Source organism: Stenotrophomonas sp. SMYL20, from assembly GCF_036320045.1.
In the GTDB taxonomy this organism is placed as follows: Bacteria; Pseudomonadota; Gammaproteobacteria; order Xanthomonadales; family Xanthomonadaceae; genus Stenotrophomonas; species Stenotrophomonas maltophilia_A.
The window spans coordinates 105219-121080 of record NZ_JAWIRT010000012.1; the positions used below are offsets into that span (position 1 = coordinate 105219).

The 15862-nt window shown below is 67.2% G+C and carries 11 protein-coding genes and 1 pseudogene; 5 read left to right on the top strand and 7 right to left on the bottom strand.

All coding sequences use genetic code 11. The annotated features are described in order from the left end of the window. Positions 1-207 precede the first annotated feature (207 nt). Positions 208-1227 (bottom strand): ribonucleotide-diphosphate reductase subunit beta, encoded by a 1020-nt coding sequence (locus tag V3B48_RS11155; RefSeq protein WP_008264781.1) that lies wholly within the window; start codon positions 1225-1227, stop codon positions 208-210. Between the two features lie 127 nt (positions 1228-1354). After that, entirely contained in the window at positions 1355-3757 is a 2403-nt protein-coding gene (locus V3B48_RS11160) for a ribonucleoside-diphosphate reductase subunit alpha (protein WP_032128210.1), read from the bottom strand. 530 nt (positions 3758-4287) lie between these two features. On the opposite strand from V3B48_RS11160, the gene V3B48_RS11165 reads away from it, so the two are divergent. Further along, positions 4288-5124, top strand: a complete 837-nt coding sequence (locus V3B48_RS11165) for a DUF2884 family protein (protein WP_032128211.1) — start codon at positions 4288-4290, stop codon at positions 5122-5124. A 75-nt stretch (positions 5125-5199) separates the two neighbouring features. On the opposite strand, the gene zapE is transcribed toward V3B48_RS11165, so the two are convergent. Further along, on the bottom strand, positions 5200-6300 hold the full coding sequence (gene zapE / locus V3B48_RS11170; RefSeq protein WP_329893751.1) for a cell division protein ZapE: 1101 nt from the start codon (positions 6298-6300) through the stop codon (positions 5200-5202). After that, positions 6297-6968 carry a CocE/NonD family hydrolase gene (locus V3B48_RS11175; protein WP_180844599.1) on the bottom strand — a complete coding sequence of 224 codons (672 nt, stop codon included), beginning with the start codon at positions 6966-6968 and terminating at the stop codon, positions 6297-6299. The genes zapE and V3B48_RS11175 overlap by 4 nt, the downstream gene beginning before the upstream one ends. 43 nt (positions 6969-7011) lie before the next feature. Between V3B48_RS11175 and V3B48_RS11180 the strand changes: the two genes are divergently transcribed. Continuing rightward, entirely contained in the window at positions 7012-7869 is an 858-nt protein-coding gene (locus V3B48_RS11180) for an EamA/RhaT family transporter (RefSeq protein WP_329893752.1), read from the top strand. Positions 7870-7926: 57 nt separating this feature from the next. Here V3B48_RS11180 and V3B48_RS11185 read toward each other — a convergent pair whose 3' ends face one another. From V3B48_RS11185 to V3B48_RS11195, 3 genes and pseudogenes are all read right to left on the bottom strand, one after another. After that, positions 7927-9369: an ExeM/NucH family extracellular endonuclease gene (locus V3B48_RS11185; protein WP_049400583.1), complete on the bottom strand. Its 1443-nt coding sequence runs from the start codon at positions 9367-9369 to the stop codon at positions 7927-7929. A 192-nt stretch (positions 9370-9561) separates the two neighbouring features. Beyond that, positions 9562-10082 (bottom strand): annotated as a pseudogene (locus V3B48_RS11190) (c-type cytochrome). Between the two features lie 205 nt (positions 10083-10287). Further along, the gene (locus V3B48_RS11195; RefSeq protein ID WP_005407661.1) at positions 10288-10896 is read right to left on the bottom strand and encodes a TetR/AcrR family transcriptional regulator; all 609 of its coding nucleotides are present in this window, start codon (positions 10894-10896) and stop codon (positions 10288-10290) included. A gap of 161 nt (positions 10897-11057) precedes the next feature. On the opposite strand from V3B48_RS11195, the gene V3B48_RS11200 reads away from it, so the two are divergent. From V3B48_RS11200 to V3B48_RS11210, 3 genes are read left to right on the top strand one after another with little or no spacing between them, the layout of a single operon-like run. Beyond that, positions 11058-12221 carry an isovaleryl-CoA dehydrogenase gene (locus V3B48_RS11200; protein WP_032128216.1) on the top strand — a complete coding sequence of 388 codons (1164 nt, stop codon included), beginning with the start codon at positions 11058-11060 and terminating at the stop codon, positions 12219-12221. Between the two features lie 10 nt (positions 12222-12231). Next, on the top strand, positions 12232-13842 hold the full coding sequence (locus tag V3B48_RS11205; RefSeq protein ID WP_329893753.1) for a carboxyl transferase domain-containing protein: 1611 nt from the start codon (positions 12232-12234) through the stop codon (positions 13840-13842). Between the two features lie 26 nt (positions 13843-13868). After that, complete coding sequence (locus tag V3B48_RS11210) at positions 13869-15851, top strand: acetyl/propionyl/methylcrotonyl-CoA carboxylase subunit alpha (RefSeq protein ID WP_329893754.1); 1983 nt, start codon at positions 13869-13871, stop codon at positions 15849-15851. Positions 15852-15862 lie beyond the last annotated feature (11 nt).

Consider the following 15862-nt stretch of genomic DNA (forward strand, 5'->3'; position numbering starts at 1 on the left):
TGGCGGGGGTGCGGTTGTGCGCCCTCCGCGCGCCCCCCCCCCCCCGCGCCCCCCCCCCCCCCCCCCCCCCCCGACTCTACAAAGGCCCGCGTGCAGCATGACGGCCGGTAGCACCAGGCAGGCTCCGCCGGGCATGGCCCGGCGCTACCAACAAAAAACCCCGGCGTTGGCCGGGGTTTTTCGTTGCGACAGATCTGACCGGTTCGATCAGAAGTTCATGTCGAAGGCGACTTCGCCCTGCACGCCGACCTGGTAGGCCGAGACGCGACGTTCGAAGAAGTTGGTCAGCTCCTGCACGTCCTGCAGTTCCATGAACGGCAGCGGGTTGCGCACGTTGTACTTCTTTTCCATGCCCAGCTTGGCGAAGTGCTGGTCGGCGCAGTGCTGCAGGTACTGGCGCATGTCGCGGGTGGAGATGCCGGCCACGCCGCCGGACAGCACGTCCTCGGCGAACTGCACTTCGCATTCGATGGCTTCGGCCAGCATGTCGTAGACCTGCTGCTTCATCTCGTCGTCAAACAGGTCCGGTTCTTCCTCGCGAACAACACGCACCGACTCGAACGCGAACTCCATGTGCGCGCTCTCGTCGCGGAACACCCAGTTGGTGCCCGAGGCCAGGCCCGGCAGCAGGCCGCGCGAACGGAAGTAGTACACGTAGGCGAACGCAGCAAAGAAGAACAGGCCTTCGATGCAGGCGGCGAAGCAGATCTGGTTGAGCAGGAACTGGCGGCGCTCGGCACGGGTCTCGATGCGCTTCAGGTCCTGGATCGAGTCGATCCACTTGAAGCAGAAATCGGCCTTCTTCTTGATCGAGTCGATGTTCTCCACCGCGGCGAAGGCTTTGACGCGCTCTTCCGGATCCGGCAGGTAGTTGTCGAGCAGGGTCAGGTAGAACTGCACGTGCAGCGCTTCTTCATACAGCTGGCGCGACAGGTACATGCGCGCTTCGGGCGCATTCAAGTGCTGGTACAGGTTCAGCACCAGGTTGTTGGACACGATCGAGTCGCCGGTGGCGAAGAACGCGACCAGGCGGTGGATCAGGTGACGCTCGCCCGGCGACATCTTGCTGTGCAGATCGGTGATGTCGATCTGGAAGTTGATCTCTTCCACCGTCCAGGTGTTCTTGATCGCATTCCGGTACATGTCATAGAACTGCGGGTAGCGCATCGGGCGCAGGGTCAGTTCAAAACCGGGATCGAGCAGCATCTGCTTGGGCTTGTCGGCCATGGGTGTTTCCTTGTCTTCTCGGGTCAAAACGCCGGGCATGGCCCGGCGCTACCTTGGTGTTTTCTGCAGTCGAGCATGGCTCGACTCTACAAAGGGGTGTGCCGGCCAAAGGCCGGCACGGCCGCTTTTATTGGCAGGCCTCGCAGGCTTCCGGGTTTTCCAGCGAGCAGGCGATGGCTTCGTCCGGGCTGAACACCTTGGCCGGGGCTGCGCTGCTCACCGTGGTCTTGGCGATCTTGGTGGCCGGGCGCGAACGCAGGTAATAGGTGGTCTTGATGCCCTGCTTCCAGGCGTACATGTACATGGAGGACATCGCGCCGATGTTCGGGCTTTCCATGAACAGGTTGAGCGAGGCCGACTGGTCGATGAAGGCACCACGCTCGGCGGCCATGTCGATCAGCGAACGCATCGGCAGTTCCCACGCGGTGCGGTAGACCTCGCGCAGCGTTTCCGGAATCTGTGCCACGCCGGCGATGGAGCCTTCGGCCAGCTTGATGGCGTCGCGCATGTCGGCGGTCCACAGGCCCAGCTTCTTCAGCTCGTTCACCAGGTAGCGGTTGACCTGCAGGAAGTCACCGGACAGGGTCTCGCGCTTGAACAGGTTGGACACCTGCGGCTCGACGCACTCGTAGCAGCCGGCGATCGAGGCGATGGTCGCGGTCGGCGCGATCGCGATCATCAGCGAGTTGCGCAGGCCATGCTCCTTGATGCGGGCACGCAGGGCATCCCAGCGCGCGGTGTCTTCCGGCACCACGTTCCAGGCGTCGAACTGCAGTTCGCCACCGGCGGCGCGGGTGTCGTTGAACGACGGGTGCTTGCCGCGTTCCTGGGCCAGCTCGCAAGAGGTTTCCAGCGCGTGGAAGTAGATTGCTTCGGCGATCTTCTTCGACAGGGCGCGGGCTTCGGCGCTGTCGAACGGCAGGCGCTTGCGGAAGAACACGTCCTGCAGGCCCATGCAGCCCAGGCCGACCGGACGCCAGCGCAGGTTGGCGCGGCGGGCGGTTTCGATCGGGTAGAAGTTCAGGTCGATGACGCGGTCGAGCTGGCGCACGGCCAGGCGCACGGTCTCGGCCAGCTTCTCGAAGTCGAACTCGTTGTGCTCGTCGAAGTGGTTGCCCAGGTTGATCGAACCCAGGTTGCACACTGCGGTTTCATCGTTGGAAGTGACTTCCAGGATTTCGGTGCACAGGTTCGACAGGTGGATCACGTTGCCCGGACGCAGGGTCTGGTTGCTGGCGCGGTTGCACTTGTCCTTGAAGGTCATCCAGCCGTTGCCGGTCTCGGCCAGCGTACGCATCATGCGGGCGTACAGCTTGCGCGCGGAGATGGTGCGGTTGGCCTTGCCCTGGGCTTCGGCCTGCAGGTAGGCCTGCTCGAAGGCTTCGCCGAACAGATCGGTGAACTCCGGCACGACGCGCGGATCGAACAGCGACCATTCCTGGTCGGCTTCGACGCGCTTCATGAACAGGTCCGGCACCCAGTTGGCCAGGTTCAGGTTGTGCGCACGGCGGGCTTCGTCACCGGTGTTGTCACGCAGCTCGAGGAAGTCCTCGACGTCGGCGTGCCAGGTTTCCAGGTAGACGCAGGCTGCGCCCTTGCGCTTGCCGCCCTGGTTCACCGCGGCCACGGACGAATCCATGGTCTTCAGCCACGGCACGATGCCGTTGGAGTGGCCGTTGGTCGACTTGATCAGCGAACCACGCGAACGCACGCGGGTGTAGCTGACGCCGATGCCGCCGGAGAACTTCGACAGCTGGGCGATGTCGCCGTACTTGGAATAGATCGACTCCAGCGAGTCCTGCGGCGAATCCAGCAGGAAGCACGAGGACAGCTGCTCGTGGGTGGTGCCGGAATTGAACAGGGTCGGGCTGGACGGCAGGTAGTCCAGGTTGCCCATGCGCTTGTACAGCGCCAGGGTCTCGGACACATCCTCGCTCAGCGCGCTGGCAATGCGCAGGAAGAACTGCTGCGGGGTCTCGATCACCTTGCGGGTGTGCGGATGGCGCAGCAGGTAACGGTCGTACAGGGTGCGCAGGCCGAAGTAATCGAAGTTCAGGTCCAGCGAGATGTCGATGGCATCGTTGAGCTTGCGCGCGTTGGTCTGCACGAAGTTCAGCAGGCGGTCGTTGATCAGGCCGACTTCATGGCCACGGCTGACCGACTGCGAGAAGGCGTAGATTTCCTGGCCCGAGACTTCCTTGGCGATGTAGTTGGCCAGCAGGCGCGCAGCGAGGCGGCCGTACTCGGGCTCTTCACCGATCAGCAGGGCGGCGGTGCGGATGGACAGTTCGTCCAGCTCGCGGGTGGTGGCGCCGTTGTACAGGCCGGAAATGGTGCGGGTGGCCACGCGCATCGGATCGACGGCGTGCAGGCCTTCGGAGGAACGCTGCACCGCGCGCACGATCTTGTTCAGGTCCACCAGTTCGGTCGTGCCATTGCGCTTGGTCACACTCATCGCGTTGGCCGTCGGCGGCGACGTCAACAGGAATTCGCTTTCCTTCTCGATGGTGGCGCTGGATTCGGTGGTCACGGCGTGTGTCCTCTTGGCGTGATTGGTGGGTGCTCGATGCATCGGGTGACGCAGCCCGGGACATGACAGCCCAGGATGGCAGGACGGCGTCGCAGGGGATGAGACCCTGCGCCTGCCACTGCCGTTGACGATCGCGGATGGGTACCCCGGGCACCCCCTGGAATTGGGGTTGCTGCGACCGACGGCCACAAGATAGTGGGGGTAATGGGGCCCGTCAACGCCAAATGTAGTGAAATTCGGCAATCCCTTGCGCCGCAAGGATCGTGCCATCGGCGCCCGGATCAGACGCTTCAGACCTGCCGGAACGGGCTGCGCAGTCAAGCCCGAAAGGCGTCATCGCGGTGGTACAACGCACCGCGAAAACGGAACAATGACAGCTTCACATGACAATGATGAAACTGGCTAGGGACAACCCTGTGGATAGCTGGTGGGCAGCCGGTGGGAATCCGGTGGACGGGTGACTTCCGGCCGGTGACGCCCGCGCGCTGGCAGCGGATGCTGGCCGCTCGCTCCCGGAAAAGGATGCTCCGATGCACCTGCGGTTGCCCGCGCTGGCCCTGCTGCCTGCCCTGTTCATTGCCCCGGCGCTGGCCGCCGAAGGGCCGGACCTGCGTTCGGACCAGTGCGGCATCCATACCGACTACGACGTGCTGGTGGACAGCGGCGGCATCTGGCTGCGGCATGGCCCGCAGGCGCCGCATGAGGTGGTGTTCCACGACGGCGAGCTGAGCCTGGATGGCAGGATGGTTACGGTCAGCGCCGCCGACGCGGCACGCCTGCGGCAGATGGAAGCCGGTGCCCGCCAGCTGATGCCAGCGGTCACCGCACTGGCCCATGAAGTCTCCGGGGTCACCTTCGATGCGCTGGACGCCGCCTTCGAAGCCATCACCGGCAAGTCCCGCAACCGCCAGATGCGTGCAATGCGCGGCGAGATGCAGGACTGGATCGACGCCAGCCTGGGCCGCGGCTACTGGGAACAGGAGAGCTTCGGCGATGGCTTCGACGCGCACATCGAGCAGATGGCCGAGACGATGGCCGGGTCGATGACCCGCAGCGTGCTGTGGCAGGTGTTCACTGGCCGCGCCGGCGCCATGGAGCGCCGCGCCGACCGCCTCGATGCGGAAGTCGACCGCCGCATGGAGGCGCGCAGCCAGCAACTGGAAGCCAAGGCCATGGCGCTGTGCCCGCTGGTGCAGTCGCTGGCAGACGCCCACGACGCGCTGGAGGTGCGCTACCAGGGACAGCCGCTGCGGCTGCTGGAGCGCGGCGAGAGCGTGCGGGTGGAGCACGGCGATGGCTCGGGCCTGCATGTGTCGGCCGGGCCGGATGAGCGGCCGCGTGGGAATGCGGTGGCGCCGACCCGGTAACCGCGCGGCGGATGCCGGCCAGCGGCCGGCACTACCGGAACTCTGGCCGGCAACGCATTTACCTGGGTGGCTCCCTCACGCCCGGTGCGGGGTACCCAGGTACTCGGCGCTCTGCATCTCGATCAGGCGCGAGGCGGTGCGCTCGAACGCGCCCTGCAGGCGCTGGCCGGTGTACAGCTCGATCGGCGAGGTAGTGGCGGTGCAGACCAGGTTGACGTGGCGGTCGTACAGTTCGTCGATCAGGTTGACGAAGCGGCGCGCGGCATCTTCGTTCAAACGGTCGAAGGCGGGGATGCCGCCCAGCAGCACGGTGTTGAACTCGTGCGCGATCTCGATGTAATCCGACGGGCCACGCGGGCCTTCGCACAACGCGGCGAAATCGAACCAGGCGATGCTCTTGCCGCGCCCACGCACCGCAATCTTGCGGCCCTCGATCTCGATGTTGCCGGGCTTGGCCGGCTGGCCGCCGCTCAGTTCGTTCCAGCGCGTGGCCAGCCACTCATCACTGTCGGCGGCCAACGGTGCGCGGTACACCGGCGAGCGGGTCAGCGCGCGCATCCGGTAATCCTCGGTGCCCTCGGCGTACAGCTCCACGCAGAAGCGCTGCAGCAGGCCGATGGCCGGCAGGAAGCTCTCGCGCTGCAGGCCGTTGAGGTACAGGTTCTCCACCGCCGTGTTGGAGGTGGTGACCAGGGTCACGCCTTCGGCGAACAGGCGCTCCAGCAGCCGTGCCAGCAGCATCGCGTCGCCGATGTCGGTGACGAAGAATTCGTCCAGCACCAGCACCCGCAGGTTGCTGCGCCATTCCTGGGCGATCTTCGCCAGCGGGTCGCTCTGCCCCTGGTGCTCGCGCAGGCGCTCGTGGACGCTGCGCATGAAGCGATGGAAATGCGTGCGGTACTTCTGTTTGATCGGCAGGCCGTCGTAGAACAGGTCGACCAGGAAGGTCTTGCCACGGCCGACGCCGCCCCAGAAGTACAGACCCTTCACCGGCTCGGGCTTCTTCCAGAAAGAGGACAGGCGGTCCAGCCAGCCGTCTTCGGCGCTGTCGACCAGGCCCAGGTGGATGCGGTCCAGTTCGGCCAGCGCTGCGTGCTGGGCCGGGTCGTTCTGCCAGTCGCCACGGGCAACCCCTTCCGCGTACCGCTGCGACGGGGTCAGCTCGGTTGCACTCATGCCGCCGCGCCCAGCCAGTGCTTCACGCCGTGGGTCAGCGCGCCACGCAGATCGATCAGCTTGCGGTGGAAGAAGTGGCTGGTCTCGGGCATGCGCACCAGCTCATGCGGGACGTCCAGCGTGTCCAGCCACTGGTAGACGGCCTGCGGGTCGACGATCTCATCCTGCTCGCCCTGGATCACCAGCCAGCGGGCCGGCGGCGCGATGCCATCGAAATCCCAGCGGCCGGCCGGCGGTGCGATCGAGATCAGCGCTTCCGGCTGCAGCGCGGCAGCAGCCTTCAGCGACACGAACGCGCCGAAGCTGAAACCGGCCAGCCACAGGCGGTCGTCGGGCCGCTGGCTGCGCACCCAGGCGGCGACGGCTTTCAGGTCATCCTGCTCGCCCACGCCATGGTCGAACTCACCGGCCGACGCGCCGACGCTGCGGAAGTTGAAGCGTACCGTGGCGATGCCAAGCTCGCGCAGGGTGGTGGCGGTCATGGTGACCACCTTGTTGTGCAGGGTGCCGCCTTCGGTGGACAGCGGATGGCAGATGATGGCCACGATCGGCTGCGCCGGCACATCGGCCTTGGGCAGGTCGACGACCACTTCCAGCGGGCCGGCCGGGCCGGCCAGTTCGAGGCAGGCGGTTTCGCCGGGGGCGACGGGGAACGAAGGCTTGTGCATGGCACCATGATACCGTCCCCTGCCCCTGCCCTGTGCCCGCCCCATGCTCTACCTGTCCTTGGCCGTGATCTGCAGCGTGCTGGTTTCGGTGTTGTTGAAGGTGGCCGGACGCCGCCAGCTGGATGTTTCGCAGATGGTCACCTGGAACTATCTGGTGGCGGCAACGCTCACCGCCGTGGTGCTGCAGCCGCCGCTGGACGCACTGCGCGCGCCACATGCCCCGTGGCTGTCGCTGCTGGCACTGGCGGTGGTGCTGCCATCGATCTTCCTGGTGCTGGGCCGCGCGGTGGCGGTGGCCGGCATCGTCCGCAGCGACGTGGCGCAGCGCTTGTCGTTGCTGCTGTCTTTGGCCGCCGCCTTCCTGTTCTTCGGCCAGACTGCGACGCCGTGGAAGCTCGCCGGTCTCGGCCTGGGCCTGCTGGCGATGGTGGCGATCAGCCTGCGCCCGCGCGGCCCGGCGGTGGCGTCCTCACCCGGCGGCTGGGGCTGGCTGCTGGGCGTCTGGGCCGGGTTCGCGGTGGTCGACGTGCTGCTCAAGCAGGTGGCGCTGTCCGGCACGCCGTCGATGGCGGCGGTGCTGGCCAGCTTCAGCGTGGCCTTCGTGCTGATGCTGGCACTTCAGCTGTGGCGGCACGCCAGTGGCCGCAGCCGGCTGGCCTGGCGCAACCTCGGCGCGGGTGCACTGCTGGGCCTGCTCAATGGCGGCAACATTCTTTTCTATGTGCATGCGCATCAGTCGATGCCGGAGAGCCCGGCCACCGTGTTCGCCGGCATGAACATCGGCGTGGTGATGCTGGGTGCATTGGTGGGTGTGTTCGCCTTCGGCGAAGCGACCACGACGTGGAACCGCGCCGGCCTGGCACTGGCAGTGCTGGCGATCGGGTTGATCGCCTGGGGCTGAGCGATTCCCGGGGTCACAGCCCATTCCGTGGGAATGGGATCCGACCCCGGCGGTGCGTTATTTATCGAAACCCAGCAGCAGCGGATCGTGGTCGGAACTGCGCCACGGGCCCTGCACGTTGCGGCCCTGGTAGCCGCTGGCGTCCTGTTCGTCGGCATTGCTGTGCCACTCGGCGGCACCGCGCAGGCGCTGGGCCATGCCCGGGCTCAGCAGCGCATGGTCGAGGCGGCCGGTATAGCCGTTGTAGACGTAGCTGTAAGGATGCTCGACCTGGGCGACCTTGAATGCGTCCTGCCAGCCCAGGTCATGCAGGGTGCGGATCGGGTCTTCCATCGCGTAGGCGTTGAAATCGCCCAGCAGCACCACGTCCTTCACCTTCAGGCGGCCAGCTTCGGCCTGCACCCACTGGTTCAACTGCTTTGCCGATTCCACCCGGGTGGCATTCCAGCAACCCTGGCCATCGTTGCGGTCGGCATCGCCGCCGCTGGCATCACGGCAGCCCTTGGACTTGAAATGGTTGGCGACCACCATGAACGGTGCGCCCTTGCCCTGGAAGGCCTGCGCCAGCGGTGCGCGGCTGTGTTCGGCGAACGGACCGTCGGTTCTGGTCAACGGTTTGCCCAGCGGCTTGAACGCGCTCCTGCGATAGATGATGCCAACCCGGATCGGGTTGCTGCCCGGCCCCTCGCCGGCATCGACGAAGGCCCACTGCTTGTCGGCGGCAAGACCGGCGTTGAGGGCGCTGACCAGTTCGGCGATGGCCGACTGCGGGCCATAGCCATCGTTTTCCAGTTCCATCAACGCGGCGATGTCGGCACCGAGCGCGTTGACCGTGGCCACCAGCTTGCCGACCTGCGCCTTGTGCTCTTCCAGCGTGCGCGCGCCGCGCAGGGTCGGGAAGCCACCGCCCTGGCCATCGCCATTGAAGAAGTTCTCCAGGTTGAATGCAGCGATATGCAGGCTGCCCGGCACCGTCGGCACCGCCGGACGCTTCAGCTCGGGCAACGTGAGTGCACCCTCGACCTGCAGGCGCGGACGGCCCTGTGCGTCCACGTGCACGACACCTTCCACATTGCGCAGCTGCATGCCGGTGCGCAGCACCGGGTTGGCTGGCAGGTAGGCCACGCTGGCCGGGTCGCGGGCTTCGCTGCCGTCGTCCAGCAGCAGGCGGCGGCGCTGGTTGTCGGCCATCACCTGCTCATAGCCGGCAGTACCCGGCGCGGCCACTTCGGTCGGCTGCCAGAGGCGGCCATCGAAGGCCACGGTGAGCTGCCCAAAGCGCTCCAGGCCATCGGTGCCGGCCAGTGTGAGCGGTGCGGCGATGCGCACGCGCTGGCCATCCAGCGCACGCCAGTCGGCCGGCGCGGTGGTCAGCACCACGGTGGCGCTGCTGCGCGCGGCGGACGGCGACGCGACCGGTGCGGCCTGCGGCTGGGCCTGGGCAAAGGCGCCGGCCGGCAGCAGCAGGGACAGGGCAAGGGCGAGGGAACGGCGGCGCATCGACGGGCGACTCCATGGAAGAGGCGCACAGACTAACCCTGAAATGCGAAACCCCGCCTGCGGGCAGGGTTTTGACCTTGGTGGGCAAAGCCTGGGGAGTGGCCGGGGGGGGGGGGGGGGCCCGCCCCCCCCCCCCCCCCAACCCCCCCCCCCCCCCGGGGGGGGCGCCGCCCCCCCCCCCCCCACTACCGGTTACTTCAGGTTGCCCAGCATCCAGTCCACGGTGGCGTGGATCTGTTCCTCGGTCAGCGCCGGGTTTTGCCGCCCTTGGGCGGCATGATGCCGCCATCCGGACCGGTATAGCCCTCGATGGCGTGCTTGTAGAGAGTGTCCTTGCCCTGTGCGATGCGCTTGTCCCAGTGCGAATGGTCCAGCGTCGGCGCCATGCCCACGCCGGTGGTGTGGCAGGCGGTGCACAGGTTGTCGAAGATGACCTTGCCGTCCTTGGTGCCGCCGTAGGCCACCTGCGAGGCGGCCTTGGCCAGCGCGGCGGCCTTGGCCGCAGCCTGCGCGGCGGCGCCGGTGCTGCCGGCATAGACCGCGCCGGTGGGCGAGATGCGCTGTTCGGTGCGCTTGGCTGCGGTCGGCGACACCTCGGGCGGAATCCGGGTGTGGATGTAAGCGGCAAGGAGGATGAGGCCGAGGGTGATGGTCGCCAGCAGCGCGATCACCATGGAGAAGCGTTTCAGGAACTCCAGATCGTAATTCCGCACTCTTCGTTACCCCTGGCTGATAGTCGTTGGACCACGGCTGAGCGACTGCGTGATGGACCGAGTATAGAACGCGCTTTGCGTGCGACAACAGGCGTCACTGCTGGTGCGGCGCAGCATTCGGACCCGGTAGTGCCGGCCGCTGCCCGGCATCGCCAGCCCGCCGGATGGATCGTGCAGAAGCCGGCCAGCGGCCGGCTCTACCGGATTACCGGGCGCCGATCGCGCGCAGGCAGAAGCTGCAGATCGCATCCACCAGTGCGTCTTCGTCGCGGTGTGCTTCGCGGCTGGGCGCGGTCGGGCCGACCATCGCCTCGGTGAAGGCGCCGACCAGGCAGGCGGCGGCCACATGCGCGTCCTGCGCCGGCAGCTCACCGGCGGCCACGCCCTCCTCCACCAGCCGCAGGAACACGTCGCCGAAGGCACGACGACCACGCATGCGCTCGGCTTCCACGTCCGGGTCGACCGGTTCGACGATGAAGGCATGCGCCAGCCCCGGCCCGGCCAGGGCGCGGCGGACGAAGGCGGTGATCGCCAACCGCAGGCGCTCGCTGGCCACCTCCGGGCCGCTGGCGATGCGCTCCATGATCGCGACCTCGTGGGCCACCGCGGCGTTGAGCACCTCCACGAACAGCTCGGCCTTGGACGGGAAGTGGCGGTAGATCAGGCCGGTGGACACCCCCGCCTGGGTCGCCACGGCGGTCACCGGGGCATTGCGCCAGCCGCCGGTGGCGACCAGCTCACGGGTGGCCAGCAGGATCCGTTCACGGGCCCCGGCCAGGCGTTCTTCCATCAGTGCAGAGCGTTTGTAGGCCATGTTTTGATTCTAGTTTCAATTTTTGAATTTTTATTCACTTCTTACCCGAACCCCGCTACGCTGGGGTCCAATCGCCCGTGCGGGCAGCGGTCCTGCAGACCGCCGCCCGCTCCCCCGCCGGGTGCGTCCATTTCCTGCCATCCCGCCGTGGAGCCACCACAATGCACGTGCCATCCCTGAACTTCGACCTTGGCGAAGACATCGACCTGCTGCGCCAGAGCGTGGCCCATTTTGCCGCCGCCGAGGTCGCACCGCTGGCCGCCGAGGCCGATGCCAGCAACCAGTTCCCGCTGGCCCTGTGGCCGAAGCTGGGCGAGCAGGGCCTGCTCGGCCTCACCGTGGAAGAAGAATACGGCGGCACCGGCATGGGTTACCTGGCCCATGTGGTGGCGATGGAAGAAATCTCGCGTGCCTCCGGCGGCATCGGCCTGTCCTATGGCGCGCACTCCAACCTGTGCGTGAACCAGCTACGCAAGAACGGCAACGAAGAACAGAAGCAGCGCTTCCTGCCCGGCCTGTGCAACGGCAGCCTGGTCGGCGCGCTGGCGATGAGCGAGCCGGGTGCCGGTTCGGACGTGGTGTCGATGAAGCTGCGCGCCGACAAGCGCGGTGACCGCTACGTGCTCAACGGCAACAAGATGTGGATCACCAACGGCCCGGACGCCGACGTGCTGGTGGTCTATGCCAAGACCGACATGGAAGCGGGTGCCAAGGGCATCACCGCGTTCCTGGTCGAGAAGGGCATGGAGGGCTTCTCCACCGCGCAGAAGCTGGACAAGCTGGGCATGCGCTCCTCGCCCACCTGCGAGCTGGTGTTCCAGGACTGCGAGATTCCCGAAGAAAACGTGCTGGGCCAGGTCGGTGGTGGCGTGCGCGTGTTGATGTCCGGCCTGGATTACGAGCGCGTGGTGCTGTCCGGTGGCCCGCTGGGCCTGATGGCCGCGGCCATGGACGTGGTCATGCCCTATGTGCACGAGCGCCACCAGTTCGGCGAACCGATCGGCAGCTTCCAGCTGATCCAGGCCAAGATTGCCGACATGTACGTGGGCCTGGGCGCGTGCCGCGCCTACGTCTATGCCGTCGCGCGCGCCTGCGACCAGGGCCGAACCACCCGCCAGGATGCCGCCGGTGCCATTCTGTACGCCGCCGAGAAGGCCACCTGGCTGACCGGCCAGGCGATCCAGATCCTCGGTGGCAACGGCTACATCAACGAGTACCCGACCGGCCGTTTGTGGCGCGACGCCAAGCTGTATGAAATCGGCGCCGGCACCTCGGAGATCCGCCGCATGCTGATCGGCCGCGAACTGTTCCAGCGCACCCTGTAAGGCCAACGCGATGACCGTCCTGAACAGCCAGCTGCAACCGGGCAGCGAAACGTTTGAAAGCAACCGCGCCGCCATGCAGGCCGTGGTCGACGACCTGCATGCCACCCTCGCCCGCACCGCGCTGGGCGGCAGCGAAGCCGCGCGCGCCAAGCACACCGCACGCGGCAAGCTGCTGGTGCGCGACCGCATCGACGCCCTGCTCGATCCCGGCAGCGCCTTCCTGGAAATTGCGCCGCTGGCCGCGCACGGCATGTACGAAGACGCCGTGCCCGCCGCGGGTGTGGTGGCCGGCATCGGCCGCGTCAGCGGCGTGGAATGCGTGATCGTGGCCAACGACGCCACGGTCAAGGGCGGCACCTACTACCCGATGACGGTGAAGAAGCACCTGCGCGCGCAGGAGATCGCCGAGCAGAACCACCTGCCCTGCATCTACCTGGTCGATTCCGGTGGCGCCTTCCTGCCGCTGCAGGACGAGGTGTTCCCCGACCGCGATCATTTCGGCCGCATCTTCTACAACCAAGCCAACCTGTCCGCGCAGGGCATCCCGCAGATTGCCTGCGTGATGGGTAGCTGCACCGCCGGCGGCGCCTATGTGCCGGCGATGAGCGATGAGACGGTGATCGTGCGCGAGCAGGGCACGATCTTCCTCGGCGGCCCACCGCTGGTGAAGGCCGCCACCGGTGAAGTGGTGACGGCCGAGGAACTGGGCGGTGCCGACGTGCACACGCGCATTTCCGGCGTTGCCGACCACATGGCCGACAACGACCTGCAGGCGCTGGCGCGGGTGCGCGCGATCATCGCGCAGTTGAACTGGCGCAAGCCGGAGCCGGCGATGGCGGTGCAGGCCAACGAGGAACCACTGTTGCCGGCATACGACCTGTACGGGGTGATCCCGGCCGACACGCGCAAGCCCTACGACGTGCGCGAAGTGATCGCGCGCCTGGTCGATGGTTCGCGTTTCGATGAATTCAAGCCGCGCTACGGCGCAACGCTGGTGACCGGCTTTGCGCATCTGAACGGCTACCCGATCGGCATCATCGCCAACAACGGCATCCTGTTCTCCGAGTCGGCACTGAAGGGCGCACACTTCATCGAGCTGTGCACCCAGCGCAACATCCCGCTGGTGTTCCTGCAGAACATTACCGGCTTCATGGTCGGCCGCAAGTACGAACAGGGCGGCATCGCCAAGGACGGCGCCAAGCTGGTGATGGCCGTGGCCTGTGCCAAGGTGCCCAAGTTCACCGTGGTCATCGGTGGTTCGTTCGGTGCCGGCAACTACGGCATGTGCGGCCGCGCGTACTCGCCGAACTTCCTGTGGATGTGGCCGAACGCGCGCATCGGCGTGATGGGCGGCGAACAGGCCGCCAGCGTGCTGGCCACGGTCAAGCGCGATGGCATCGAAGCCAAGGGCGGCCAGTGGCCGGCAGTGGAGGAAGATGCATTCAAGGCACCTATCCGCGACCAGTTCGAGCAGCAGGGCCATCCGTACTACGCCAGCGCGCGCCTGTGGGATGACGGCGTGATCGATCCGGCCGACACCCGCCGGGTGCTGGCCCTGGCGCTGTCGGCCAGCCTCAACGCCGCCCCGCAGCAGACGCGCTTCGGCGTGTTCCGCATGTAACCCGTGCCATGACCGAGTCTGTTGCCATGTTCACCAAAGTCCTGATCGCCAACCGCGGCGAGATCGCCTGCCGCGTCATCGCCACCTGCCGTCGCCTCGGCATCGCCACCGTGGCGGTGTATTCCGATGCTGACCGCAACGCGCGCCACGTGCGGCTGGCCGACGAAGCCATCCACATTGGTCCTGCCGCCGCACGTGAGAGCTACCTGCGCGGTGATGCCCTGCTCGATGCCGCACGCCTGACCGGCGCGCAGGCGATCCACCCCGGTTACGGCTTCCTGTCCGAGAATGCCGACTTCGCCGATGCCTGCGCGGCGGCCGGCATCACCTTCATCGGCCCGCCAGCCAGCGCCATCCGCGCGATGGGCGACAAGAGCGCGGCCAAGGCACTGATGGCCAAGGCCGGTGTGCCACTGACCCCCGGCTATCACGGCGACCAGCAGGCGCCGGACTTCCTGCGCGCACAGGCCGACGGCATCGGCTACCCGGTGCTGATCAAGGCCAGCGCCGGCGGCGGTGGCAAGGGCATGCGCAAGGTCGAGCGCAGCGAGGACTTCGTCGATGCGCTGGCCAGCTGCCAGCGCGAGGCGGCCTCGGCGTTCGGCAACGACCACGTGCTGGTCGAGAAGTATGTCGAGCGCCCGCGCCATATCGAGATCCAGGTGTTCGGCGACAGCCACGGTGAGGCGGTCTATCTGTTCGAGCGCGACTGCTCGGTGCAGCGCCGCCACCAGAAGGTGCTGGAAGAGGCGCCGGCGCCGGGCATGAGCGCAGAACGTCGTGCTGCAATGGGCAAGGCGGCAGTCGATGCCGCGCGCGCGGTGGGCTACGTCGGTGCCGGCACGGTGGAGTTCATCGCCGGCCCGGACGGCGATTTCTACTTCATGGAAATGAACACCCGCCTGCAGGTCGAGCACCCGGTCACCGAGTACATCACCGGCACCGACCTGGTGGAGTGGCAGCTGCGCGTGGCTTCGGGCCAACCGTTGCCGTTGCGCCAGGAACAGCTGGCCATCCACGGCCACGCAATCGAAGCGCGGCTGTACGCCGAGGATGCCGATCGTGGCTTCCTGCCGTCCACCGGCACCCTGCGCCGCCTGCGCCTGCCGACGCCGTCGGCCAACGTGCGGGTGGATACCGGCGTGGAGGAAGGCGACAGCATCACCCCGTACTACGACCCGATGATCGCCAAGCTGATCGTCTGGGACGTGGACCGCGTTGCCGCGCTGCGCCGCATGAGCCAGGCACTGGCCGACTGCCAGGTGGTGGGCGTGACCACCAATGCCGGCTTCCTGCGCCGCCTGGTGAACACGGATTCGTTCGCGCACGCCAAGCTGGACACCGCGCTGATCGAACGCGAGCAGGTCGCATTGAGTGCGGTGGGCGACAACGACGACGCGCTGTGGCTGCTGGCCGCGGTGGCCGCGGTGGCGAGCACCGCGCACGCCGGCAGCGATGCGCGCGACCCGCATTCGCCGTGGCGAGCACAGGATGGCTGGCGCCTCGGCGCGTCCGCGCCGCGCGTGTTGCCGCTGCAGCAGGGCGAACGCAGGCACACGCTGAAGGTGTGGGCGCAGGCCGATGGTTGGCGCGTGCACCGCGATGACGCCGCGCTGGTGCAGGTGCTTGGCACGGCCGATGCACAGCATCTGACCGTGCAGCTGGGCGAGCGCCGCTGGTCACCGCAGCTGCTGCGCGAAGGCGACCAGCTGTATCTGTTCGGCGCCGATGGCCAGCACCGCTTCACCCTGCACGATCCGGTGGGCGAATCGGACCACGCCGTGGCCGATGCCGGCAGCCTGCTGGCCCCGATGCCGGGCAAGATCGTGGCCACGCTGGTCGCGGCCGGTACCGAGGTCAAGCGCGGTACGCCGCTGGTGGTGCTGGAGGCGATGAAGATGGAGCACACCCTGCAGGCACCGGCCGATGGCACGGTGAAGGGCTACCGCGCCAAGGCCGGCGACCAGGTGGGTGATGGCGCGGTACTGGTGGATTTCGAAGCGGCGTGACCGAGGAGGGC